The following is a 23955-nucleotide window of genomic DNA, read 5'->3' as shown; positions in this document are numbered from 1 at the left end:
CCGCCGCGGTGGTGTCACCCTGGATCGCCAGCACCCGGCGGGCGATGTCCTCGGTCGCCTTCGCCGTCTCCTGCGCCAGCTCCTTGACCTCGTTGGCCACGACCGCGAAGCCCTTGCCCGCCTCACCGGCACGAGCCGCCTCGATGGTGGCGTTCAACGCCAGCAGGTTCGTCTGCTCCGCGATCGAGGTGATGACCTTGACGACGTTGCCGATCTCGGCGGAGGAGTCACCCAGCTTGGCGACCGTGGCGGTCGTGGTCTCCGCGGCCGTCACCGCACGGGCGGCCACCTCGGAGGCCTCCGCGGCGTTGCTGGCGATCTCCCGGATCGAGGCACCCATCTGCTCCGCGCCCGCCGCGACCGTCTGCACGCTGCGCGACACCTCGTCCGCCGCACCGGCGACCACGCCGGACTGGGCGGAGGTCTCCTCGGCCGACGCCGCGATCTGACCGGAGGAGGCGGAGAGCTCCTCGGAGCTGGCGGCGACGGCGGTGGCCGAGTCGGCCACCGCGGCGAGGACCGCCCGCAGGTTCGCCTGGGCGGCGTCCAGGGAGGCGGCCATCTGGCCCACCTCGTCGCGGGAGGTGACGCCGGTGGCGACGGTCAGGTCACCCTTGGCCAGGGCGTCGAGGGAGTCCTTGACCTTGGCGACCGGCCGGGTGACCGAGCGCATCGTCACCACGCTGAGCGCGAGGACGACCAGGATGGCGACGGCGGCAACGGCGATGCTCTGCGTCTCGGCACTGTCGATGGCCTGGTCGAGGCGGACCTGGGCGGCGTCGCTCTCGGCGGCGAGCGCGTCCTTGGCGGTGCCCACCGCGCCGTCGGTCAGGTCGTTGGCGGCCTGGATCTCCTCCCAGCGGACACGGGCTGCGTTCTGGTCGGCGACGGCTGCGTTGACGAACACCGTGATGGCGTCGGTGTAGGCGCCGTAGGCGTCGGCCAGGCCGGCCACGGCCTCGGCGGCGTCGCCCTCGAGTTCGATGGTGGCCAGCTCGGCGAGCAGGGCCTCCGGGGTGGCGATGTCGTCGGCCAGCTCGGAGAGCTGCTCGGCGGGGTCGGGCCGGGTTATGGCCTTGAAACCGTCGACCTTGAGCTCGCTGGCGCGGGTGTCGAGCTGCAGCACCAGCTCCTGCGCATGGTTCAGCTCGGCGAGCTGGGTGTTGGCCTCGCGCACCGACGAGGTGCCGACCAGCACTGCGGCCACCAGGCCGGCGAAGGCCAGCACGACGACGCCGACGAGGATGCCGAACTTGGCCGCCAGGGGGCGGTCGGCAAACCAGCCCGCACCCCGCGGGTTGCCGGGAGAAGGGACACGAGTGTTCACGAAAGACCGCCTGACAGGGGAAGCATCGACAATCGCCGGTCGCGGCGACGCGCTCATTCTTGTCAGTCCACACAAGTTCGCGCCGACTATTTCGGTGGCACCGACGAATTGTGATCGCGCCCCCGGGTCACCGTTCTCCACCCGACCATGTGTCGACATTTCTCGGGCTGCGCGCGCTACAGGGAGAATCAACTCCCGTCGGCCAATGCGCAGGTGAGCGACGGATGAGACGCCACCGGCCGCGTGGACCAGCGCCGGACGACCCCGGCGACGCAATCGGCGCCGTCGATGACCCGCCGGCGCAGACCGACACGTCCGGCTCAGGCGAGCAGCGAGCCCAGCCGCTGCAGGACGGCCAGCGCCCCGGCGAAGTCGTCGACCCGGTGGTTGGCAGCGGTGTCGCCGTCGCCGACCTTGACGGTGACGTCGTCCGGCCCCAGCGCGCGGAAGGCGTCCTCGTCGGTGACGTCGTCCCCGAGGTAGATCGCGGCGGCCGCCCCGACCTCGGCGATCAGCCGCTGCAGGGCGGAGCCCTTGTCCGCGTCGGTCACCGCGATCTCGAGCACGTCCTTGCCCGGCTTCAACGTCAGTGACGAATCGGCCAGCTCCCGCCCACGTGCGAGCAGCGCGGCGGCCGCATCGCGATCGGCGACCTGCCGGACGTGCACGGCGACGCTCGCCGGCTTCACCTCCAGCCGGGCGCCCGGGGTGCCGGCGACCCCGGGCCGCAGCAGATCGGCCAGCTCGTCCCGGCGGCCGGCGAGCTCGCCGGGTAGCGGTCCGTCGTACTCGGCCCCGTGACTGCCCACCCAGCGGAACGGCCCGGTCAGACCGCTCGTGCGCTGCAGGTCCTCGACGCCGCGACCGCTCACCAGCGCCACGGTCACGCCGTCGACGGCGCCGAGCCGGGCCAGCGCCTCGGCCACCCCTGGCTCCGGCACCGCGGCGGCGGGGTCGTCACGCAGCCGGGCCAGGACGCCGTCGTAGTCGCTGGCCACCACCAGCGGGCGCCGGCCGGCCAGCGCGGCCAGCGCGTCGTCCAGCCCGGAGGGCAAAGGAGCGGAGGTCATGCCTGCCTGCGCAGCGCGTCGAAGAACGAGTTGGCCCAGTGCTCCAGGTCGTTCCTGAACAGGTGGCGTCGCATGGCGCGCATGCGCTTCGTGGTCTCCGCCGGTTCCGCGCGGAGTGCGCGGACCAGCTGGTTCTTGACCCCGGCGATGTCGTGCGGGTTCACCAGGTAGGCCTGCTTGAGCTCGGCGGCGGCGCCGGCGAACTCGGAGAGGACCAGCGCCCCGCCCCCGTCCCCGCGCGCGGCGACGTACTCCTTGGCGACCAGGTTCATGCCGTCCCGGTACGGGGTGACCAGCATGACGTCGGCCGCCCGGTACAGCGCGGCCAGCTCCTCGCGCGGCATCGACTGGTTGAAGTAGTGGACGGCCGGCCCGGCGATCGAGCCGAACACGCCGTTGATGTGCCCGACCTGCTGCTCGATCGTCTCCCGCATGTGCACGTAGTGCTCGACCCGCTCGCGGCTGGGCGTGGCCACCTGGACCAGCACCGTGTCGGGCGCCTCCAGGACGCCGTCCTCCAGCAGCTCCTGGAACGCCTCCAGGCGCACGCCGATGCCCTTGGTGTAGTCCAGCCGGTCGACCCCGAGGATCATCTTGCTCGGGTTGCCGAGCTCCTCGCGGATCTCCTTGGCCCGGGCGATGACCTCGGAGGAGGAGGCCAGTTCGTCGAAGGCGGCGGCGTCGATGGAGATGGGGAACGCCTTGGCGACGACGGTGCGCCCGTCGTACTCGATCTGGTCGCGCCGGCAGGTCAGGTCGTGCAGCCGGCGGGCGAGCTGCACGAAGTTGGCGGCCGCCGACGGGCGCTGGAAGCCGACCAGGTCCGCGCCCAGCAGCCCCTCGACCACGGCCGACCGCCAGGGCAGCTGGGTGAACAGCTCGTACGGCGGGAAGGGGATGTGCAGGAAGAACCCGATCGTGAGGTCGGGCCGGCTCTGGCGCAGCATGGCGGGCACGAGCTGCAGCTGGTAGTCGTGCACCCAGACGATGGCGTTCTCGGCGGCGACGGCCGCGGCGCGCTCGGCGAACCGCTTGTTGACCTGCACGTACGTGTCCCACCAGGCACGGTGGTACTCCGGCTTCTCCACGACGTCGTGGTAGAGCGGCCAGAGCGAGGCGTTGGACATGCCCTCGTAGTAGCGGTCGACCTCGCCCTCGGAGAGCGGGACGGGGATCAGCTGCATGCCGCCGGACTCGAACGGCTCCGGCGCCTCACCGGCCGAGCCGGACCAGCCGACCCACGCGCCGCCGCGCCCGGCGACGAACGGCTCCAGTGCCGTCACCAGCCCACCCGGGCTGCGCTGCCACCGGGTGCTGCCGTCGGGCTCGGTCACCTGGTCGACGGGGAGCCGGTTGGCCACCACGACGACAGGGCTGTCCGCCTTGACCTGGTCCTCGGTGTTCTCGGTCATACCGCCCCGACCCTAGCGACGGCAGCGCGACTCCGCCCCGCGGGTGTGCCGCTCAGAGCGCTCGGGCGCCGGCGAACGCCACGGCGGCGGCACCCAGGCCGAGGACCAGGGTGGCCAGGACGTAGGCCAGCGACCGGCCGAGCGAGCGCTCGGCGCGCAGCCGGACGACGTCGGCGCCGAGCGTGGAGAACGTCGTCAGGGTGCCGCAGAAGCCGGTGCCCACCAGCGCCAGGACGGCGGGTGGGACGCCGGTCAGCCCCAGGAGCAGCCCCAGCAGGGCGCTGCCTGCGACGTTGACGACCAGCGTCCCCCGCGCCGGATCGCGCCCGCCCCGGGCGGCGAGACGGGTGGCCAGCAGCCGCAGCGGTGCACCCACCGCGGCGCCCAGCACCACGAGGAGGGGAGTCACGGGACCGGCCGCCGGACCACCGAGGCCCCGAGCGCGACGGCCGCCACGCTCCCGATGACCGAGGCCAGCACATAGGCCGCCGCCAGGACGGCCACCCCGTCCTTTACCAGGCCCACCACCTCGACGGCGAAGGCCGAGTAGGTCGTCCACCCACCGAGCACCCCTACCCCGAGGAACGGCCGCGCCCACGGTGGCTCGGGGGAGCGGTGGGCCAGCCACGCCAGCAGCATGCCCATCACGAGGCAGCCGGTGAGGTTGACCAGGAAGGTGGCCCAGGGCCAGCCGGCGGGGGAGGAGGGCAGCGCCCCGGCCAGTGACCACCGGCCGAGCGCACCGAGGGCACCGCCCAGGGCCGCGAGCAGGTAGGCCATCTGCGACCTGGCCCTCCCTCCGGTCCCGGCGTCGGGCAGAGTGCCCACGGGAGGGTCGCACGCCGTCGGCCCGGGGCCGGGGAGGACGCCGTGGGACCGCTGGAAGGTGTGCGGGTCGTCGAGTTCGCCGGACTGGGGCCCGGCCCGTTCTGCGGCATGCTGCTGGCCGACCTGGGCGCCGACGTCGTCCGCATCGACCGCCGCAGCACCCGCGGCGGGCTGCTCGGCTCGCTCGGCGCGACGTCCACGCTGGACCGGGGCAAGCGCTCGATCGCCCTGGACCTCAAGGACCCGGCCGACCTGGACGTCGTCCGCGCGTTGGCGGCACGGGCCGACGTCCTCCTGGAGGGGTTCCGCCCCGGCGTCATGGAGCGTCTGGGGCTGGGCCCGGCGGACCTGATGGCCGACCACCCCGCGCTGGTCTACGGCCGGATGACCGGCTGGGGCCAGACCGGCCCGCTGGCGCACACCGCCGGGCACGACATCGGCTACATCGCGCTGACCGGGGCGCTCGGCGCTTCCGGCCGGGCCGACGAGCGACCGGCCCCGCCGCTGAACCTGCTCGGCGACTTCGGCGGCGGGGGAGTGTTCCTGGCCCTCGGCGCCCTGGCGGCCCTCATCCGGGCGCGGTCGACGGGGGAGGGGCAGGTGGTGGACGCGGCGATCGTCGACGGCACCGCCGTCCTCACCACGATGATCCACGGGATGCTGGACGCCGGCGTCTGGACCGACCGGCGCGGGCGGAACCTGCTGGACACCGGGGCGCCGTTCTACGACGTCTACCGCTGCGCCGACGGGCAGTTCCTCGCCGTCGGGGCGCTGGAGGAGCAGTTCTACGCGGCGCTGCTCGACGGCCTCGGCCTGGCCGGCGACGAGTCGCTGCCCGACCGCTCCGATCCCCGGCAGTGGCAGGCGCTGCGCGAGCGGTTCACGCAAGCCTTCGCGTCGCGGACCCGTGCGGAGTGGTGGCAGGTGTTCGAGGGCACCGACGCCTGCGTGGCGCCGGTGTGGTCGCTGCTGGAGGCGACGGAGGACCGGCACAACGCCGAGCGCGGCGTCTTCGTCGAGGTGGACGGCGTCCGGCAGCCCGCCGTCGCGCCCCGGTTCTCGGTCACGCCGGGCGCGGTCGGGTCCGTGCCGCGGCCGGGCCAGCACGACGCCGAGATCCGCGCCGAGCTCGGCCTCTGAGCCCGGGCATGGGAAGCGATACACCCGTTTTCGAGCGCAGAACGGGTGTATCGCTTCCCATGCCTAGGGTGGCCGGAGGCGTCAGCGGCGGCGGGTCTCGGGGAAGAGCAGGTCGACGAAGCGCCCGGCTGTCGGCCGGGGCTCGTGGTTGGCCAGGCCCGGTCGCTCGTTGGCCTCGATGAACACGTACTCGGGGCCGTCGACGGCGGGGACCAGGAAGTCGATGCCGGTCACCGGGATGCCCAGCGCCTCCGCGGCACGGACGGCCGCCTCGGCGATGTTCGGGTGCAACTGGTCGGTGACGTCCTCGATCGTGCCGCCGGTGTGCAGGTTGGCCGTGCGCCGGACGGGCACGCGCTCGCCGCGCGGCGGCACGTCGTCCATGGCGTAGCCGGACTCGGCCACCACCTCGGCGGTGGCGTCGTCCAGCGGGATGCGCGACTCCCCACCGGTGGCCCGCTCCCGCCGCCGGCTGGTGGAGCGCACCAGGTCGGCGACGACGTGCCGGCCGTCACCGACGATCTCCGCCGGGCGGCGGACGGCGGCGGCGACCACCTCGCGGTCGATCACGACCACCCGCAGGTCCTGGCCGTCCACCCGCTCCTCGACCAGCACGTCGGGGCAGAACTGCAGCGCCAGCGCGACCGCCCGCTCCAGCGCCGCCTCGTCCTTCACCCCGACGGTGATGCCGCGGCCCTGCTCGCCGCGGGCAGGCTTGACCACGACGTCGCCGACGGCGTCCAGCAGCGTCCTGGCCTCGTCGAGGTCGCCCTCGCAGGCCAGCGCCCCCTGGGCCACGCGCACCCCGGCCCGCCGCATGATCCGGCGGGTCACCCGCTTGTCGTCGCAGCGGCTCAGCGCGACCGCCGTGGTGAACTCCGACAGCGACTCGCGGGTGAGCACCGACCGTCCGCCCAGCGTCAGCCGCATCTCACCCCAGTCCGCGTCGGTGACCTCCACGCGGATGCCCCGGCGGAGCGCCTCCTCGGCGATGATCAGGGCGTACGGGTTCAGCTTCTCCAGGCCCGGTGGCCGCGCCGCGAACAGCGGCGTGTTGATCGGGTTCTTGCGCTTCACGCACACGGCGGCGACCCGGGTGAAGCCCAGCTTGCGGTACAGCTTGATCGCCGGGGTGTTGTCGTGCATGACCGACAGGTCGAGGTAGGCCCGGGAGCGCGCCGCGTACCGCTCCGCAAGCACGCGGACCAGCGCCTCCCCGGTGCCGGGCGGGGCGTCCTGCTTGTCGGCCACGAGGCACCACAGGCTGGTCCCGGCCTCCGGGTCGCCGAAGGCGAGCGCGTGGTCGACACCGGTCACGGTGCCGACGATCTTGTGCGTCCGGGTGTCCTCGGCCACCAGGTAGGTGAAGGTGCGGGTGCGGTGGTTGGCCCACATCGTCCCCGGGTCGGCCGGCACCATGCCGTTGCGCGCGTAGAGGTCGTTGATGACCTCCATCTCCGCCTGCGAGGTCACCGTGCGCACGAAGATGTCGCGGATGACGTCGGGCCGCGGGCGGTAGCGGTGCAGGTCCAGCCGGTAGGTCAGCGACGGGTCGATGAAGAGCTCGTCGGGCGCCATCCCGACCAGGACCTGGGGGTCGCGGGGGTAGACGCAGATGTCGCGTCGTCCGGACTCCTCGGCGCGCAGCACGTCGACGATGCCGCGCAGGTCGCGGAAGGTCTGGCCGAACGCGAGCTTGCCCCAGCCGAGGTCGAGGACGACGTCCTGCGCCATCCCCTCGATCTCGTGCGCCGTGGGCTCGTGCCAGGAACGGCTGGTCAGCTCGGGGGTGGAGGCCACCGCCGTACGACGGCGGTGACCGGCCAGCCGGGGCCCCATGGTCATCTCCTCAGACACCGTGGTTCTGCAGCCACAGCTCCAGCAGGCCGAGCTGCCAGAGCTTGTTGCCACGCAACGGCGTGAGCTCACCGTTCGGATCCGCGAGCAGTTCCCGCACGTACTCGGGGCGGAACATGCCCCGTTCCCGCGCCGCGTCGCTGGAGAGCGCGTCGCGGACCAGGCCGAGCACCTTGCCCTCGAGATGGGTGATCGCCGGGACCGGGAAGTAGCCCTTGGGCCGGTCGATGACCTCCGGCGGGATGATCCGCCGCCCGATGGCCTTGAGGATGCCCTTGCCGCCGTCGGCGAGCTTGAGCTCGGGCGGGCACAGCGCCGCCAGCTCCACGAGGTCGTGGTCCAGGAAGGGGACGCGGGCCTCCAGGCCCCACGCCATGGACATGTTGTCCACCCGCTTGACCGGGTCGTCGACCAGCATGACCTCGGAGTCCAGGCGCAGCGCCGCGTCGACGGCGGTCTCCGCTCCGGGGGCCTCCATGTGCGCCCGGACGAAGGCGAGGCTCGGGTCCTCGGGCAGCGCGTACCGGTCGGACACCACCCGGGCCATCCGCGCGTGGTCGCGGTCGAAGAACGACCGTGCGTAGGTGCGCACCGCCTCGTCGCGGCCGACTCCGGCCAGCGGCGGGTACCAGTGGTAGCCGGCGAAGACCTCGTCGGCGCCCTGCCCGGACTGGACCACCTTGATGGTCTGCGAGACCCGTTCGCTGAGCAGGTCGAAGGCCACGACGTCGTGGCTGACCATCGGCTCCGCCATCGCGTCGACGGCGTGCCCCAGCGAGCCGACCAGCTCGTCGGAGCCGACCCGGATGCGGTGGTGGTCGGTGCCGAAGTGCTCGGCGATGACGTCGGAGTAGGCGAACTCGTCGCCCTCGCGGCCGCCGACGGACTCGAAACCGATCGAGTAGGTGGCCAGGCCGGTCTGCCCCTCCTGGGCCAGCAGGCCGACGATGAGGCTGGAGTCCAGCCCACCGGAGAGCAGCACGCCCACGGGGGTGTCCGCGACCAGGCGGCGGCGGACCGCCACCCGCAGCGCTTCCTCGACGGCGTCCTCCCAGTCGCGGGCGGTCCAGCCCGCGTGCTCCGCGCGCCGTTCGTAGGTGGCGTTCCAGTAGCGGTGCTCGCGGCTCGTGCCGTCGGCCTCGATGATCCGCAGCGTGGCCGGCGGCAGCTTGCGGACCCCGTTGAGGATGGTCCGGGGTGCCGGGACGACGGCGTGCCAGGTCAGGTAGTGGTGCAGCGCGACCGGGTCGATGGCGGTGTCGACGTCCCCCGCGCGCAGCAGGGCCGGCAGCGTCGAGGCGAACCGCAGCCGCTTGCCGGGGATCTCGGAGAGGTAGAGCGGCTTGATGCCCAGCCGGTCGCGGGCCATGACCACCCGGCCGGTGTCCCGCTCGGCGATGACGAAGGCGAACATGCCGTGCAGGTGGTCGACGACGGCGGTGCCCCAGTGGTGGTAGCCCTTGAGGATCACCTCGGTGTCGCTGTGCGAGAAGAACCGGTAGCCGTGGCCCTCTAGCTCGGCCCGCAGCTCCTGGTAGTCGTAGATGCAGCCGTTGAAGACCGCCGTCAGCCCGAGCTCGTTGTCGACCATCGGCTGGGAGCCGCAGGTGGAGAGGTCGATCACCGAGAGCCGGCGGTGCCCGAAGGCCACCCGGCCGTTGCTCCAGGTGCCCTGACCGTCCGGGCCACGGGGGACCAGAGCCTGCACCATGCGGTCCACCGCCGTGGTGTCGGCCAGACTGCCGTCGAACGTGATCTCGCCGCACAGGCCGCACATACGTCTTGATCTAACCTGGGCGAGGCGGTCCACGCGCGCCGAGACCATGATCACCCGGGCGGGCGTGGCCCACCTCACTCGACGTTCCACGTGGAACGCGACGAGGGCGGACCCCCACCGGGATCCGCCCTCGTCGTCGACCGCTCAGCCCCGCGGCTTGGGCTTCGCGGGCTTCCTGCTCTTCGTCACCTGGGTGTCGGCCGTGCCGGTCAGTGCCTGCGCCGCCGCGACGACGTCCACGAGACCGGTGCCCTTGTCGAACGACGTCGGGTAGCCGTCCACGGTCCGGTAGGCCGCGCCGTCGGTGAACCGTTGGGTGGTGCTCTTCAGCGCCGCCTCGATCTCGGCCGGGGTCGCGGTCGGGTCGGCCTGGAACAGCTGCGCCACGATGCCGGCGATGTGCGGAGCGGCCATCGACGTCCCGCTGATCGTGTTGAAGGTGCCGACGTCGAGCAGGCCGGGACCGGAGCGGAAGTCCAGCCCGGTGGCGCAGATCGGCAGGTAGGGCCGGCAGGAGGAGGTGATGTTCTCCCCGGGCGCCGACAGGTCGGGCCAGGTCGACGGGTCCGCCGCGTCGCCCCGCGAGGAGTAGTCGCTGACCACGCCGTCCCGAGTGCCGGTGTCCTGGTCGTAGTAGGAGGCCACGGACAGGATGCCGCCGGTCGGGTCCTGGCCCGGCGGGTTGGTCACCGACGCGGAGCCGTCGCCCCCGTCGTTGCCGGCGGCCCAGACGGTCACGACGCCCTCGGCCGCGAGGGCGCGCTGCAGCTTCACGGTGGCCGAGTCCGGGTCGAACTCGCCACCACCGACCGGTCCGTACGAGTTGTTCGTGACCTTGATCGGCGGGCAGGTCGACGCCGGGGCACCCTCGCCGCACGGCGCCTCGTGGTTCTCCAGCACCCAGTTCAGCGCGGAGTCCGCGCCCACGATGAGCAGGACCGCGCCGGTCGAGATCGAGACCAGGCTGGCGCCGGGGGCAGCACCCTGCAGCCGGCCGCCGTCGGTCAGCGTCGTCGGCCGGCCGGCGACGATGCCGCTGACGTGCGTGCCGTGGCCGCCGACGGAGAGCGTGTCGGTGTCGACGACGCCGGGCACGGGGACGACGCAGTCGGGACCGGCGCTCGCCTCCACCAGGCACAGGCTCTTGAGGTTGGCGACGACGGCGCTGCTGCCGTCGGCGTTCGTGAAGTACGGGTGGTTCGGGTCGATGCCGGAGTCGATGACCGCCACCGAGACCCCGCTGCCGTCCAGCGCATCGCCGTTGGCGCCGGTCAGCGTGGCGGCCGCCTCGGCGCCGCGGGTGGCAGTGTTGGAGGTCTCCTGGGTGAACTCGATGGGGGTGTTGCCCTCGAGGTAGGTGACGCCCGGAGCGCTGCGGGCGGCCTGGATCTGGGCGGCGGTGCCGGAGGCCACCGAGACCCCGATCCGCTCGTATTCGGTGATCGCTCGCATGCCGGTCGAGGCGACCGCGGCGCGAGCCGCCGCGATGTCGGTGCCGTGGACCATGACCGTGGTGGGCGTGGCCGCCGCCAGACCGGCGAGCTGGTCGGCGAGGAAGTCCTGCACGGGGGCCAGGGGCGTGCTGCCCGGCGCGGCCTGGGCGGGAGCGGCGAGGAGGGCGCCGACGACGACCGCGCCGGACACCACCCCCAGCAGACGACGGGACGACCGGCTCATGGAGCGCTCCTTGCGGGGGGTCACGGCGATGTGTGCCATGCCTCAACGACGGAATGCCGGGAGGGTTACCGGCCGGTTGGGGCGACGTCCTCCCCCGCCGCAGCGCGTCCTCCCTCACCGCGCACCGTGGGGGAGGACGCGCTGGGATCAGGTCACCTGATCCCAGCCGGGCAGCCGGGCAGCCGGGCGGCCGGGCGGCCGGGATCGGCCCGAGCACCTCCGGACGCATGATCGCCCGGCCCGGGCGTCGGCCACCTCGCTGCGTCGCACATCGCGACTATGCGGCCGGCGTGGGTCGACGACCCCGCGCGGGGTCGTCCCGCGGGCGCGCGAAGATGGGGTCGTGCAGGTCCCCGCCCCCCACCGGCCGCGCCCGTGACGCTGCCCCTCGTCGTCGCCACGACCGTCGTCGCCGGCGTGCTCACCCTGCTCGGGCTCGCCTCGACGCTGGCCGGCCGTCGCATCGGGCTGCTGCACCTCTCCGGGGCCGGCCTGCTGGAGGCGCTGCTGGTGCTGCAGGCGGGGATCGCGGCGGTGGCCATGGCCGGCGGGACCACACCGGCGGACAGCCCCACGTTCCTCGGTTACCTGGTCGGCGTGCTGCTGGTCCCGGTCGCCGGTGTGCTGTGGGCGCGGGCCGAGCCCAGCCGCTGGGCGGGCACGGTGATCGCCGTGGCCGCGGCGACCGCCGGCGTCATGGTGTGGCGGCTGCTGCAGCTCTGGGAGGCGACCGGTGCCTGACCGTTCCGCCCTCGGCCCGGCCGCGGAGCCCGCCGGCGCCACCCCCGGTGGCCCGGTCCGCGTGCTGGTGCTGCTGTACGGGATCTTCGCCCTGGCCGCCGGGGCCCGGGCCACCGTCCAGCTGAGCACCCGGTTCGCCGAGGCGCCGACGGCCTACCTGCTGTCCGCCCTGGCCGCGGCGGTCTACGTGGTGGCCACGGTGGGGCTGGTGCGCGGCGGACGCGGCGGCCGGTGGACGGCGCTGGTCGCCATCACCGTGGAGCTCGTCGGGGTCCTCGTGGTGGGCACCCTGTCGCTGGTCGATCCGGACGCCTTCCCCGACGAGACCGTGTGGTCGGGCTACGGCCGCGGCTACTTCTACGTGCCGCTCGTCCTGCCGGTCCTCGGGCTGCTGACGCTGCGCCGGCGCGGTACGGCGCGCTAGAAGTCGCCGCCCCCGAAGTCCCCGCCGCCGAAGTCCCCGCCGCCGAAGTCCCCGCCCCCGAAGTCCCCGCCCCCGAAGTCGCCGCCGCCGTAGTCCCCGGCGCCGTAGCCGCCGTCGTCCCCGCCGGCCCCGCCGGCGACGTCGCCCCCGTCGGCCCCGGTGCCGTCCTCGACGCCGGCCGCGTAGGCCTCCTCGTCCCCGCCGCCGAACAGCCCGCCGTCACCCAGCCCGGTGTCGAAGAGCGCGTCGGCCACCGCGGTGCCGACGACCAGGCCGCCGATGGTGCCCAGCATGCTGCCGCCGATCACGCCGCCGATGCCGGGACCGCCGAACCCGCCGCCGTACGCGGGGCCGGGCCGGCCGGGGCCACCGAACGTCCGCTCCATGAACCCGGGCTGGCGCAGCTCCGCGCGGGTGGCGGCCCGGGCGAGCGCGCGCGGGTCGTCGCTGGTCGGGCGCTCCCCGGCCGGGACGGCCTCGCCCAGCCGGCCGAGGACCTGCCGGCGTTGCTCCGGGGTGAGCTGGGCGAACGCCTCGGCGTGCGCCTGCTCGATCTGGTCCGGCGGTGCGGTGCGCAGCAGGTAGCGGTAGCGCTCGATCGCCTGGTCGTCGGCCGAGCGGCCCTGCCTGGGGCGGGTGGGCCCCTCGTCGTGGCCGTACGCCGGGGCGGGGCCCGGGTCGTACCCGTAGCCGTCGTAGCGGCGGTCGTCGTACCCGCGCGGCCTGCGGCCGAAGAGCCGGTCGAGCAGTCCCATCGTTCCCTCCTCGCGTCCGGGCGCGCGGAGGCGCCCGGTCGGTGCGTGCCCCGTCCGGGGCGCCGGGAACCGCCCGGATCACCGCTCGCCGGTGCGCAGCAGGCCGTAGGTCCCGCGGTGGAAGAGCAGCGGACGGCGATCGGCGACCGCGCCGAGGTCGAGGACGCGGGCCACGACGATCGTGTGGTCGCCGCCGTCGTACTCCGCCCACAGCTCGCCGTCGATCCAGGCGATCACGCCGTCGAGCACCGGGGAGCCGTGCGGGCTGGAGGTCCACGGGACGCCGGCGAACCTGTCCGCCGTCGAGCGTGCGAAGTTCTGCGAGACCGCGTCCTGGCCCTCGGCGAGCACGTTGACGCAGAAGCGACCCATGTCGCGCAGCCGCGGCCAGGTCCGCGAGGTGCGGGCCGGGGCGAACGCCACGAGCGGCGGGTCCAGCGACAGCGAGCTGAACGACTGGCAGGTGAAGCCGATCGGCCCGTCCGGGGTGTCGGCGGTGATGACCGTGACCCCGGAGGCGAAGTGGCCCAGCACGTCGCGCATGACCCGGGGGTCCACGATGCGCGGCGGCCCGGGGGTCTGGTCCCCGGTCATGCCGGCGTCCCCGCGCCGCGTGGGACCGAACGGCCCCCGGCGCGGTACAGGGAGCTCGGCAGCTCGTGCCCGACCGCCTGCTCCGTCACCCGTGCGGCCGCGAGCAGCGCGTCGAGGTCCAGGCCGGTGCGCACGCCCGACTCCTCCAGCATGTAGACCAGCTCCTCGGTGGCGATGTTGCCGCTGGCCCCCGGCGCGAACGGGCAGCCACCGAGACCGCCGATCGAGGCGTCCAGCTGGGTGACGCCGGCCTGCACCGCCGCCAGGGCGTTGGCCTGGCCGGTGCCGCGGGTGTCGTGGAAGTGGACGCCGACCGGGATCCCGGGACAGGCGCGGCGCACGGCGTCGACCAGGGTGACCACGCGCAACGGCGTCGTGGTGCCGATGGTGTCGCCCAGGCACAGCTGGTCGGCCCCCGCGGTGACGGCGGCGCGGGCCACGTCCACCGTGCGGGCGACCGGGGTGCGGCCGTCGAAGGGGCAGTCCCAGGCCGTGGCGATGATGACCTCCAGCGAGCCCCCGGCACCGTGCGCGAGCGCGGCCACCTCGCCGACGGCGCCCACCGCCTCGGCGGTGCTGCGGCCGGCGTTGGCCCGGCTGTGCCCGTCGGAGGCGGACACGACGTACTCGAGGTCGGCGACACCGGCGTCCACGGCCCGGACCGCACCGCGGGGGTTGGCCACGAGCGCCGACCAGTGCACGCCGGGCCAGCGGGTGAGCTCCGCGGCCACCTGGTCGGCGTCGGCCAGGGTCGGGACGGCCGTGGGGGAGACGAACGACGTCGCCTCGATCCGCCGCACCCCGGTGGCCACCAGGGCTTCGAGCATCTCCAGCTTGGCCTCCAGCGGTACCGCTGCCTCCATCTGCAGACCGTCGCGCATCCCCACCTCGCGGACGTCGACCGTGGACGGCAGCACCAGGTCGAACTCGTTCATCGGCGTCTCCTCGGTCCGTCTGCGGGTACCCACGCATCCTGCACCCCGGGCGAACGTTCCCCCTATCAGGCGTCACGGAACGGGAGCGGCCGGTCCGGGGAGCAGTTCGTCGGGGTAGGCGCGCAAGATGGGGTCGGCATGGGAGGTGCTCTGGTGATCGAGGTGGTCGACGCGCTGCCCCCGGCGGACCGGAGGAGCGCCTTCGCCAACGCGCCCATGGGGATCGCGCTGACGACGCCCGCGGGTGTCCTGGTCGACGTCAACCCCGCCCTCACCACCATGCTCGGCTACTCGGCCGCGGAGCTGCGCGGCCGGTCGATGCTCGGCCTCGTGCACCCCGAGGGGGTGGGTGCCGCCCGGGAGGCGCAACTGACCCTGACGACGCAGCCCGACCGCCCGATGCGACACGAGACCCGGGTGATCCGCAGCGACGGGTCGGACGTGCCGGTGCAGATCACCGCCTCCTGGGTGCCCGAGAACGCCGACGGGCCCGCCCACCTGGTGCTCATCGTCGAGGACATCACCGAGCGAAAGGCGCTGGAGGCGCAGCTGGTGCACCGCTCGCTGCACGATCCGCTCACCGGGCTGCCGAATCGGCTGCTGTTCCACGACCGGCTGCGCCACGCCCTCGACCGCGGGCACCGCGAGAACACCCCCACCTGCGTGCTGGTCATCGACCTCGACGGCTTCAAGGCCATCAACGACGAGCTCGGGCACCCGATGGGCGACCGGGTGCTGATGGCCTTCGCCGACCGGCTGAGCTCGGTGCTGCGGGCCAGCGACACCGCCGCCCGGCTGGGCGGTGACGAGTTCAGCATCGTCTGCGAGAACACCGAGCGGGCCGACGCGGAGGCGCTCGCCGACCGGCTGCGCACCGCGATCACCGAGCCCCTGGAACTCGACTCCGCGCGCGTGCCCGTCGGCATCAGCATCGGCATCGGCACAGCCCCGGGTGGCGGGGACCCGGTGGAGGTCTACGAGCGCGTCGTGCGGGCCGCCGACGACGACATGTACGCCGACAAGTCCCGCCGGCGGCCGCGGCCGCGCCGCTGAGCACGCCGCTCAGTAGTTGTGGGCCACCAGCCACTCGGTGACGGTCCTCAGGCGGGCGAGCACCGCGGTCACCACCGGCAGGATGCAGGCGAAGAGGACGAAGGCCGCGACGCCGATGCGGTCGTCCTCGTCCAGCGCCGTCATCCCGGCGATCAGGGCCACGGCGAGGACACCGAGTGCCGCGACGGCCGACCAGAACAGCACCGCCGAGGAGCGGCGCTGCAGGACCTGGACCCCGCCGGTGATCAGGCCGACCGTGCACGGCAGCCCCAGGATCAGGACCGTCGTCGCCACGTCGCCCTGCCCACCGACCAGCGCGAGCAGGAAGACGAGCCCGCCGAAAGCCGTGAGCGCTCCGGTGACGATGCCGACGACGGCGGCCGTCGTGGCCACCGGCGGGCGGCCGGGCCCGTAGGGCCAGACCGCCTGCTGGCCGAACCCCTGGGGTGCGTAGCCATAGGGCGCGGAACCGGGCTGCGGATAGCCGGGTTGGCCGTACGGCTGCTGCTGGTACGGGGCCGACCCGTACTGCGGCTGTCCGTACGGGGGCTGCTGGGGGTGACCGGGCTGGGCGCCGTACGCCTGGTAGGCAGGCTGCTCCGGGCCGCTCTGCCCGGCGGGCGGAGGAGGTCCCCACTGCTGACCGTCCGTCATGGGCACAGTCTGCCTCCGGGCCACCGGCGGCGCGGTGGTCGACACGGCCGGCCTCACCCCGGCGGGGCGGTAGCCGTCCCCGGCACCCCGTCGGGCGCCGGACGCGGGTTCAGCCGCCGAGCGCCGCCGTCACCACGGCCCGGGCCTCCTCCTGGACGCGGGCCAGGTGCTCGGGCCCGAGGAACGACTCGGCGTAGACCTTGTAGACGTCCTCCGTCCCCGACGGGCGGGCGGCGAACCAGGCGTTCTCCGTGGTGACCTTGAGACCACCGATCGCGGCGTCGTTGCCCGGTGCGCGGGTGAGCTTGGCGGTGATCGGCTCGCCGGCCAGCTCGGTCGCCGTGACGTCCTCGGGGGAGAGCTTGCCCAGCTTGGCCTTCTGCTCGCGGGTGGCGGGGGCGTCGACGCGTGCGTAGGCCGACTCGCCGTGCGCGGCGGTCAGCCCGGCGTGCAGCTGGGACGGGGACCGTCCCGTGACTGCCTGGATCTCAGCGGCCAGCAGCGCCAGCAGGATGCCGTCCTTGTCCGTCGTCCAGACCGAGCCGTCGCGGCGGAGGAACGAGGCACCCGCGGACTCCTCCCCGCCGAAGCCGACGGAGCCGTCGAGCAGCCCGGGCACGAACCATTTGAAGCCGACCGGCACCTCCACCAGGCGCCTGCCCAGGCCGCCCACGACCCGGTCGATCAGCGACGAGGACACCAGGGTCTTGCCGACGGCGGTGCCCGCGTCCCACTGCGGCCGGTGCTCGAACAGGTAGGCGATGGCCACGGCCAGGAAGTGGTTGGGGTTCATCAGCCCGCCGTCGGGGGTGACGATGCCGTGCCGGTCGGCGTCGGCGTCGTTGCCCGTGGCGATGGCGTAGTCCGCGCGCTTGCCGATCAGCGAGGCCATCGCCGACGGGGAGGAGCAGTCCATCCGGATCTTGCCGTCCCAGTCCAGCGTCATGAAGCGCCAGGTCGGGTCGACCAGCGGGTTCACCACGGTGAGGTCGAGCCGGTGCCGCTCGGCGATCGCGGCCCAGTAGTCGACGCTCGCACCGCCCAGCGGGTCGGCGCCGATCCGGACGCCGGCGTCGCGGACGGCGTCCAGGTCGAGCACGCTCGGCAGGTCGTCGACGTAGTCCCCGAGAAAGTCGTGCGCCGTCGCGGCCGCCCGGGCACGGGGGAACGGGATCCGCCGGACGCCTTCGAGGCCGGCCCGCAGCAGCTCGTTGGCACGGTCGGCGATCACCTTCGTGGCGTCGGTGTCGGCCGGGCCGCCGGACGGCGGGTTGTACTTGAAGCCGCCGTCGCGGGGCGGGTTGTGCGACGGGGTGACGACGATGCCGTCGGCGAGGCCGCTGCTGCGGCCGGCGTTCGCGCGCAGGATCGCGTGACTGATGGCCGGCGTGGGGGTGTAGCGGTCGGCGGCGTCGACCAGGACCGTCACGTCGTTGGCCGCCAGCACCTCGAGGGCACTGGCCCACGCGGGCTCGCTCAGCGCGTGGGTGTCGCGGCCGAGGAAGAGCGGGCCGTCGTACCCCTGCGCGGCCCGGTACTCGCAGATCGCCTGGGTGGTGGCGAGGATGTGCGCCTCGTTGAACGCCGCGTCGAAGGCCGAGCCGCGGTGGCCGCTGGTGCCGAACGCCACCTGCTGCGCGGGCTCGGCCGGGTCGGGCTCGCGCGTGAAGTAGGCCGTGACCAGGGAGGCGACGTCGATCAGGTCGGCGGGCTGGGCGGGCTGTCCGGCACGTGCGGCGCTCATACCGTTGATCTTGGCGTCCCGCCGCAGCGTTGGCGACCCAGGACCCACCCGATCAGGCGGCGCGCGGCGCGTACATGATCACCGCGACGCCGACGAGGCACAGCAGCGCGCCCGCGACGTCGTAGCGGTCCGGCCGGAACCCGTCCAGGGCCATCCCCCAGAGCAGGGAGCCGGCGACGAAGACCCCGCCGTACGCGGCGAGGATCCGGCCGAAGTTCGCCTCGGGCTGCAGCGTCGCGACGAACCCGTACGCGCCGAGCGCCAGCACGCCGGCGCCGATCCAGAGCCAGCCGCGGGACTCGCGGACGCCCTGCCAGACCAGCCAGGCGCCGCCGATCTCGGCCAGCGCGGCGAGCACGAACAGCAGCACGGAGCGGGTGACGGTCACCGGCCGACCGTAGAGGGGCGCTCCGGCTCGGGCCGCTCGGCTCATCCCGTGCGGCGCGGTTCCCCCGGATAGGTGCCGAACGACCACAGGTTGCCCTCCGGATCGCGGACGGAGAACTCCTGCGAGCCGTAGTCGGTGGTGATGAGCTCCCGCACGGTCGCGGCGCCCGCGGCGACGGCCCGGTCCCGCACGGCCGCCGGGTCGGCGGTGACGACGTAGCAGGCGGCGGTCCCGGGGACGGCCGGCCAGGCGTCGTCCGGGTCCTCGCGCACCGACCCGAGCATGACGCCGCCGCCCTCGGGCCAGTCCAGCTGCGCGTGGTCGACCCGGTCACCCTCGCCGTGCACGGCGGTCTCCTCGAACCCGAGGACGTCGACGAGGAAGCGGATCTCGGTGCGGGCGTCGCGGCAGCGGAACGCGGGCCACACCCGGGGCGCCGGGGCGGTCCGCGGGGTGGTGGTCTCCCGGGATGTCGTGGTCATGGCCCCGACAGTGCCGCGCTCAGGGCCCGGGTGTCTTGCACGAATCCGAACTCGGCGGCCAGCCACCGCTTCGGCGGCAGGCCGGAGAAGGCGCGCCACTCGCGGGTGAGGTGCGGTTGGTCGGCGAACCCGGCCGCCGTGGCCAGCGCGGCGAGGTCCGGTGGGCCGCCGGAGGCGACCCGCGCGGCCAGCGCCCGCCGCGCCCGGTCGAACCGGGCCACGCGGGCGGCCTCCTTCGGGCCGAGCCCGGTCTCCGCCCGGAACCGCTGCTCCAGGTGCCGCGGTGACCAGCCGATGCGGGCGGCGACGTCGGCCACCCGCAGCCGCCCGTGCGCCGCCGTCGTCAGCCGCCAGGCCTCGATCACCTCGGCGGGGGGCAGCGCGACCGGTCCGAGCCGGCGCAGGAGGACCGTGTCCAGCGCGGCGAAGCGGGCGGGCCAGGTCCCGGCGGCCCGCACCCGCTCGACCAGCTCGGTGCCGGCCGGGCCGAGGACGTCGGCCAGCGGCGCGTCGAGGGACGCCAGCGCTCCGGCCGGGCAGCCGAGCAGGGCGCGGGCGCCGAACGGGGTGAGGGACAGCTGGATGCCGGCCTGCCGGCCGGGGTGGACGATCCGCGCGGGCCGGGTGTGCAGCCCGCCGACCAGGGCGTCGAAGCTGCCCGGGGCCTGGGCGGGGTCGGGGTGGGCGGCCACCACCAGCGGTTCGTCCAGGGGGACGACGACGGTCAGCCAGGGCGAGGGCAGGCCCAGGTGCTCGCCGGGCGGCAGCCCCTCGTGCAGGTAGCCGACGGCCGCGGCGACGTAGGGGCGCAGCGCGGGGTGCGGGCGGTGCGCCACCGACTCCTGCCGCATGCGGCCAGGATGGCAGCGCGTCGGTCAGGGCTCCAGGGACGCCTGCGCGGCCGGAGTCTCGGCCCAGAACTCGTCGACCAGCCGCCGTGCCCCGGTCACCGGACTGCTCGTGTCGGCAGGGCCGGTTCCCCGCGTGCCGCCGTCGATGCTCGCACGCTGCGGAGCCGTTGCACCGCGCTGGTCCGACCGGCGCGTCGGACCGGCTCCCCACCTGTCGAAGAGCGGCGCCACATCGCCTCTGACCAGCGCATTTCTGTCGTACCCCCGCTCTAGGGTCGGGGTGTCGGCGAGGCCGTCGGGAAGGGAGCGAGCACGTGTCCGAGCTCCGTTCCGCCCTGGACGACCTCGCGGGCATCGACCTCGCCGAGCCGTCGGACGACACGCTGCTCGACCTCGTCGGCGAGCTGAGCACCACGGCCAACCGCGTCGCCGCGGCGCTCACGTCCGCCGTGCGGGCCGCCGACAAGCGCGAGACCTACCGGCGGGACGGCGCGGTCTCCATGAAGGCCTGGCTGCGCGGCAGCTGCCGCATGGCTCCCGAGCAGGCCACGGCGACGGTCTCCACCGGTCGGCGGCTCGAGCACCTCCCGGAGACCGCCGCGGCCTTCGCCGCCGGGGAGATCGGCGCCACCCACGCCCGGGTCATCACCAAGGCCATGACGCCCGGCCGGATCGCCAAGGCGGCGGAGGCGGGCATCGATCTCGGTGAGACCGACCGCATCCTGGCCGACCTGGCCCGGGCGACGGCCCCGCAGGACACCGCACGCGGGGTCAAGCAGTGGGTCGCCGGGGTGGACCCCGACGGAACGCTGGACGACGCTGCCGATGTCCGCCGGCGGTTCACCATGGCGTCCGGGCTGGACGGGCGCGTGCACGTCCGCGGCGAATTCGACGCGGTCGGCGGCGAGTACCTGCACACGGCGCTCGCCGCACTGATGAACGGCGACCGCCCGGCCGGGGACACCCGATCGCACGCGGAACGACAGGCCGTTGCCCTGGTCGCGCTCGCTCGGACGGCCCTGGACGGTGGCGGGCTGCCGACCGTCCGCGGCGAACGGCCGCACGTCCGGGTCACCATCGACCTGATGGTCCTGTGCGCGGAGCGAGGTGCCGCAGGGTTCGCGGGCGGTTCCCTGGGGTGGGCCGGTCCGATCAACCCGGAGACGGCGCGGCGCCTGGCGTGCGATGCCGGCGTCTCCCGCATCCTCACCGGCCCGAACGGGCTCCCCCTGGACGTCGGGCGCGAGCAGCGGACCTCCACCGCGGGCATCCGCCGGGCGATCGAGGTCCGCGACGAGCACTGCGTGTTCGCCGGCTGCGATGCGCCCCCGGAGTGGTGCGACGTCCACCATGTCGTGCACTGGGCGCACGGCGGGCCGACGAGCTGCGAGAACGGGGCGCTGCTCTGCGAGCGGCACCACACGAGCTGTCACGAAGGCGGGTTCACGATCCGCCGAGATCCCGCAACCGCTCGTTGGCGCACCTACCGGCCGGACGGAACCGAGGTCCTCAGCCGAGCGGGCCTCTGATTCCGCAGGCCGCGTCGAGCGGGTCAGTCCTCCACCTGGTCCAGGAACCGGCGCAGGGTCTCCAGGAAGATCTCCGGCTGCTCGGAGTGCACCCAGTGGCCCGCGTTCTTGACCCGCACCAGCCGGGTCAGCGGGAACAGCTGGTCCATGCGCGGCCGGTCGTCGGCCAGCACGTAGTGGGAGTTGGCGCCGGCCACCCACAGGACCGGCCCGTCGTAGGTGGCTCCGGGTGGCGGCTCCGGGAACCCGCGGAGCTCGCCGAGGTCGCGGGCCAGCAGGTCGAGGTTGAGCCGCCAACGCCACGTGCCGTCCTCGCCCACGCCCTCGCGCACCAGGCTCTGCAGCAGGAACCCGCGGACCATCCGGCTCGGCACAGCGACCTTCAGCGCGGCGTCGGCGTCCTCACGGGTCTTCAGCGACTCCAGGTCCATCGCGCGCATGGCGGCGACGAACTCCTCGAAGGGCGAGGCCTCCTCGTCCTCGTCGTCGGTCCGGCCGCCCTGCAGCGGGTACTCGACCGGGGCGATGTCGACGACGACCAGCGCCCGCAGCAGCTCCGGCCGCCGGAGGGCCAGCTGCATCGCCACCTTGCCGCCCATCGAGTGCCCGACCAGGGTGACCGGCTCGCCGAACGACTCCAGCTCCGCGGCCACCAGGTGGGCCATGTCCAGGTAGTCGACGCGGTCCGTCCAGGGCGAGTGGCCGTGGTTGGGCAGGTCGAGCAGCGTCACCCGGTGGCCGTCGGCCAGGCCCTTGGCGACGGTCGTCCAGTTCTTGCCCTGGCCGAACAGGCCGTGCACGAAGACGACGCGCGGCCCGGCCTCGCCCAGGGTGCGCGCGGACAGGCGCTCGTCGGCGGTCGCCTCGTCCGTCGCGTCGTCGGTCACCCGGCGATTCCATCAGACGTCCTGTCCCCACCGCCGCTTACCGTGCCGGGGAACGAGGGGGAGAACCGACGCATGCCACCACGCCGGCGGAGCACGAAGACCACCAGCCGCAGCACGACCGCCACCCGCACCCGCAGGGCCACGCCGCGGAAGCCCACCGCGAAGAAGGCCCCACCCGAGCTGCCCACCGCGGGGCCGGGGGAGCGGGTGTGGGTGCTCGCCGTGCCGTTCCGCGCCCCGGCACCGGGCGCGGTCTGGCACCCGGGCCTGCAGGCGCACGTGTTCGTCGGCCGGGCCCTGCCGCCGGAGCTGGCACCGTACGACCCGCCCCCGTACAGCCTGGAGCGGTTCCTCGAGGACGAGCTGAACGAGACGCCGCGACCGCTGCCGGTCACCCCGGCCATGGTGCCCCGGGCACCGCAGAAGGCCGGCGCCGAGGTGGTTGCCGCGCACGCCGCGGCGGGTGGCCGGGTGTTCCTGCTCGGCGACGACCCGGGCGTCGGCAAGACCGGCACGGCGATCCTGGCGGTGCACGAGATCGCCGCCCAGCGTCCGGTGCGCACGGTGCTGGTCATCGCCGACCGGCCGGCCGCGATCACCATCCCGCACTGGGCCCGCTCGATCGCCGGGTTCGGCGACGGCGGCCTCCGCTGGTGCGTGACCACCTGGGACCGGCTCGGCAAGGTGAGCAAGCTGCGGTTCGACGTCGTCGTCGCCGACGAGGCGCACATGGTGCGGCACACGACCACCCAGCGCTGGAAGCACTGGAAGGCCGTCTCCGGTGCGGCCCGCGTGAAGGACACCCCGTACGTGCTGGCCGCGACGGCGACCCCGGCGCACACCCCGCTCGAGCTGCCCTACCTGGCGCCCGAGTTCGCCGCCCGGCACGGCGAGTCGATCAAGGAGTGGGCCGACCTGCCCACGGCGCTGGAGCGGCACAGGTTCCACGTGGAACGTGGTCGCTACGGGTGGCAGTGGACCGAGGACGCCGACGCCCGCCGGGCCGACCTGGCCCGGCTGCAGTCCTGGCTGGCCGACGCCGATCCACCGGCGACCCTGCACCGGCCCGCCCCGTGGGGGCCGGTGTCGGTGACCGGAACACCGGTGCTGCTGACCCCGGCCGAGCGGGCGTCGTACGAGGCCGAGTGGTCGGAGTTCCGGGCCGAGATGCAGCTGGCCCGGCGCGGCCGGCAGACCGCCCGCGGGCGCGCGGCGCTGCTCCGGTTCCGGCAGAAGGCCGGGCTGATCCGGGTCCAGGCCACCGTCGACTGGATCAAGGCGCAGGTCGAGGCCGAGCGGCAGGTGGCCGTGTCGGTCGAGTTCGTGGAGACGGCGGCCGACCCGATCCGCCAGGCGCTGCTCGACGCCGGCATCCCGGTCGCCGGCATCTACGGCCGCGACCGGTTCGACGTCGAGGCCGAGCGGCTGCGGTTCCAGCGCGGGGACGCGATGGTCTGCGTGTTCACCGTCACGGCCTCGATCAGCCTGCACGCCGGGGAGCTGCTGCCCGGCGGGTCGACGGCCTCGGAGACGCCGCGGGTGGGGCTGTTCCACCAGCCGCGCTTCTCCGGCATCCAGGCCCGCCAGGTCACCGGCCGCACCCACCGTGACGGGAAGACCTCACCCTGGCGGATCGCCTTCGCCGCGGACACCGTGGAGGAGCAGGTGGCCAAGGTGATGGTGGAGCGGCTGGCGGTCAGCGGCTCCACCGCCGGGGCGGACACCGCCTCGCTGCAGGAGATCGCCGAGCTGCTCGACGCCGACTGGTTGCCCGCCGCGGCGCTCACCGAGGAGTGAGGCTCACGCCCCGGACAGCCGGGTCACCGCCCC

Annotated in this window: 23 protein-coding genes; 6 read left to right on the top strand and 17 right to left on the bottom strand. The window is 74.2% G+C overall.

The window, feature by feature from the left end:
* From C5507_RS16020 to crcB, 5 genes are all read right to left on the bottom strand, one after another.
* A partial coding sequence (locus C5507_RS16020) for a methyl-accepting chemotaxis protein (protein ID WP_249027832.1) occupies positions 1–1327 on the bottom strand: 1327 nt, incomplete at its 3' end.
* Between the two features lie 320 nt (positions 1328–1647).
* Positions 1648–2397 carry a trehalose-phosphatase gene (gene otsB / locus C5507_RS16015; RefSeq protein ID WP_104529512.1) on the bottom strand — a complete coding sequence of 250 codons (750 nt, stop codon included), beginning with the start codon at positions 2395–2397 and terminating at the stop codon, positions 1648–1650.
* Complete coding sequence (locus C5507_RS16010) at positions 2394–3809, bottom strand: alpha,alpha-trehalose-phosphate synthase (UDP-forming) (RefSeq protein ID WP_104529511.1); 1416 nt, start codon at positions 3807–3809, stop codon at positions 2394–2396. The genes otsB and C5507_RS16010 overlap by 4 nt, the downstream gene beginning before the upstream one ends.
* A 52-nt stretch (positions 3810–3861) precedes the next feature.
* Positions 3862–4218, bottom strand: a complete 357-nt coding sequence (locus C5507_RS16005) for a fluoride efflux transporter FluC (protein WP_104529510.1) — start codon at positions 4216–4218, stop codon at positions 3862–3864.
* Complete coding sequence (gene crcB, locus C5507_RS16000) at positions 4215–4589, bottom strand: fluoride efflux transporter CrcB (protein ID WP_104529509.1); 375 nt, start codon at positions 4587–4589, stop codon at positions 4215–4217. Before crcB ends, C5507_RS16005 begins: the two co-directional genes overlap by 4 nt.
* 90 nt (positions 4590–4679) lie before the next feature.
* On the opposite strand from crcB, the gene C5507_RS15995 reads away from it, so the two are divergent.
* Positions 4680–5777: a CaiB/BaiF CoA transferase family protein gene (locus tag C5507_RS15995; protein ID WP_207225875.1), complete on the top strand. Its 1098-nt coding sequence runs from the start codon at positions 4680–4682 to the stop codon at positions 5775–5777.
* Positions 5778–5858: 81 nt separating this feature from the next.
* Here C5507_RS15995 and ngg read toward each other — a convergent pair whose 3' ends face one another.
* From ngg to C5507_RS15980, 3 genes are all read right to left on the bottom strand, one after another.
* The gene (gene ngg / locus C5507_RS15990; RefSeq protein WP_104529508.1) at positions 5859–7622 is read right to left on the bottom strand and encodes an N-acetylglutaminylglutamine synthetase; all 1764 of its coding nucleotides are present in this window, start codon (positions 7620–7622) and stop codon (positions 5859–5861) included.
* Between the two features lie 4 nt (positions 7623–7626).
* Entirely contained in the window at positions 7627–9489 is a 1863-nt protein-coding gene (locus C5507_RS15985; RefSeq protein WP_242611236.1) for an N-acetylglutaminylglutamine amidotransferase, read from the bottom strand.
* Positions 9490–9555: 66 nt separating this feature from the next.
* Positions 9556–11088 carry a S8 family serine peptidase gene (locus tag C5507_RS15980; protein ID WP_104529506.1) on the bottom strand — a complete coding sequence of 511 codons (1533 nt, stop codon included), beginning with the start codon at positions 11086–11088 and terminating at the stop codon, positions 9556–9558.
* A gap of 375 nt (positions 11089–11463) precedes the next feature.
* On the opposite strand from C5507_RS15980, the gene C5507_RS15975 reads away from it, so the two are divergent.
* Positions 11464–11829 (top strand): hypothetical protein, encoded by a 366-nt coding sequence (locus C5507_RS15975; protein WP_104529505.1) that lies wholly within the window; start codon positions 11464–11466, stop codon positions 11827–11829.
* Positions 11822–12253, top strand: a complete 432-nt coding sequence (locus C5507_RS15970; protein WP_104529504.1) for a hypothetical protein — start codon at positions 11822–11824, stop codon at positions 12251–12253. Before C5507_RS15975 ends, C5507_RS15970 begins: the two co-directional genes overlap by 8 nt.
* On the opposite strand, the gene C5507_RS15965 is transcribed toward C5507_RS15970, so the two are convergent.
* From C5507_RS15965 to C5507_RS15955, 3 genes are all read right to left on the bottom strand, one after another.
* On the bottom strand, positions 12250–13008 hold the full coding sequence (locus tag C5507_RS15965) for a hypothetical protein (protein WP_104529503.1): 759 nt from the start codon (positions 13006–13008) through the stop codon (positions 12250–12252). The genes C5507_RS15970 and C5507_RS15965 overlap by 4 nt on opposite strands.
* A 78-nt stretch (positions 13009–13086) precedes the next feature.
* The gene (locus tag C5507_RS15960) at positions 13087–13602 is read right to left on the bottom strand and encodes a flavin reductase family protein (protein ID WP_207225876.1); all 516 of its coding nucleotides are present in this window, start codon (positions 13600–13602) and stop codon (positions 13087–13089) included.
* On the bottom strand, positions 13599–14537 hold the full coding sequence (locus tag C5507_RS15955) for a hydroxymethylglutaryl-CoA lyase (RefSeq protein WP_104529502.1): 939 nt from the start codon (positions 14535–14537) through the stop codon (positions 13599–13601). Before C5507_RS15955 ends, C5507_RS15960 begins: the two co-directional genes overlap by 4 nt.
* A gap of 153 nt (positions 14538–14690) precedes the next feature.
* Between C5507_RS15955 and C5507_RS15950 the strand changes: the two genes are divergently transcribed.
* Positions 14691–15590, top strand: a complete 900-nt coding sequence (locus C5507_RS15950; protein ID WP_104529501.1) for a GGDEF domain-containing protein — start codon at positions 14691–14693, stop codon at positions 15588–15590.
* A 9-nt stretch (positions 15591–15599) separates the two neighbouring features.
* On the opposite strand, the gene C5507_RS15945 is transcribed toward C5507_RS15950, so the two are convergent.
* The 5 genes from C5507_RS15945 to C5507_RS15925 form a co-directional block, all read right to left on the bottom strand.
* Positions 15600–16244 carry a hypothetical protein gene (locus C5507_RS15945; RefSeq protein WP_104529500.1) on the bottom strand — a complete coding sequence of 215 codons (645 nt, stop codon included), beginning with the start codon at positions 16242–16244 and terminating at the stop codon, positions 15600–15602.
* 109 nt (positions 16245–16353) lie between these two features.
* Positions 16354–17988: a phosphoglucomutase (alpha-D-glucose-1,6-bisphosphate-dependent) gene (gene pgm, locus C5507_RS15940; RefSeq protein ID WP_104529499.1), complete on the bottom strand. Its 1635-nt coding sequence runs from the start codon at positions 17986–17988 to the stop codon at positions 16354–16356.
* 52 nt (positions 17989–18040) lie between these two features.
* Complete coding sequence (locus C5507_RS15935; protein ID WP_104529498.1) at positions 18041–18376, bottom strand: YnfA family protein; 336 nt, start codon at positions 18374–18376, stop codon at positions 18041–18043.
* A gap of 41 nt (positions 18377–18417) precedes the next feature.
* A complete protein-coding gene (locus C5507_RS15930; RefSeq protein WP_104529497.1) occupies positions 18418–18858 on the bottom strand; it encodes a VOC family protein in 441 nt (146 codons plus the stop codon).
* A complete protein-coding gene (locus C5507_RS15925; RefSeq protein WP_104529496.1) occupies positions 18855–19709 on the bottom strand; it encodes a helix-turn-helix transcriptional regulator in 855 nt (284 codons plus the stop codon). The genes C5507_RS15930 and C5507_RS15925 overlap by 4 nt, the downstream gene beginning before the upstream one ends.
* Before the next feature lie 314 nt (positions 19710–20023).
* On the opposite strand from C5507_RS15925, the gene C5507_RS15915 reads away from it, so the two are divergent.
* On the top strand, positions 20024–21238 hold the full coding sequence (locus C5507_RS15915; RefSeq protein WP_104529494.1) for an HNH endonuclease signature motif containing protein: 1215 nt from the start codon (positions 20024–20026) through the stop codon (positions 21236–21238).
* Between the two features lie 23 nt (positions 21239–21261).
* Here C5507_RS15915 and C5507_RS15910 read toward each other — a convergent pair whose 3' ends face one another.
* Positions 21262–22125 (bottom strand): alpha/beta fold hydrolase, encoded by an 864-nt coding sequence (locus C5507_RS15910; protein WP_104529493.1) that lies wholly within the window; start codon positions 22123–22125, stop codon positions 21262–21264.
* 72 nt (positions 22126–22197) lie between these two features.
* Here C5507_RS15910 and C5507_RS15900 point away from each other — a divergent pair, with 72 nt between their 5' ends.
* Positions 22198–23922: a DEAD/DEAH box helicase gene (locus tag C5507_RS15900; protein WP_242611237.1), complete on the top strand. Its 1725-nt coding sequence runs from the start codon at positions 22198–22200 to the stop codon at positions 23920–23922.
* Positions 23923–23955: the final 33 nt, after the last annotated feature.

Source organism: Blastococcus saxobsidens, assembly GCF_002938435.1.
Classification (GTDB): Bacteria; Actinomycetota; Actinomycetes; order Mycobacteriales; family Geodermatophilaceae; genus Blastococcus; species Blastococcus saxobsidens.
The sequence above is the reverse complement of the archived record's forward strand: the minus strand, read 5'-3'. Positions and strand labels throughout refer to the sequence as shown.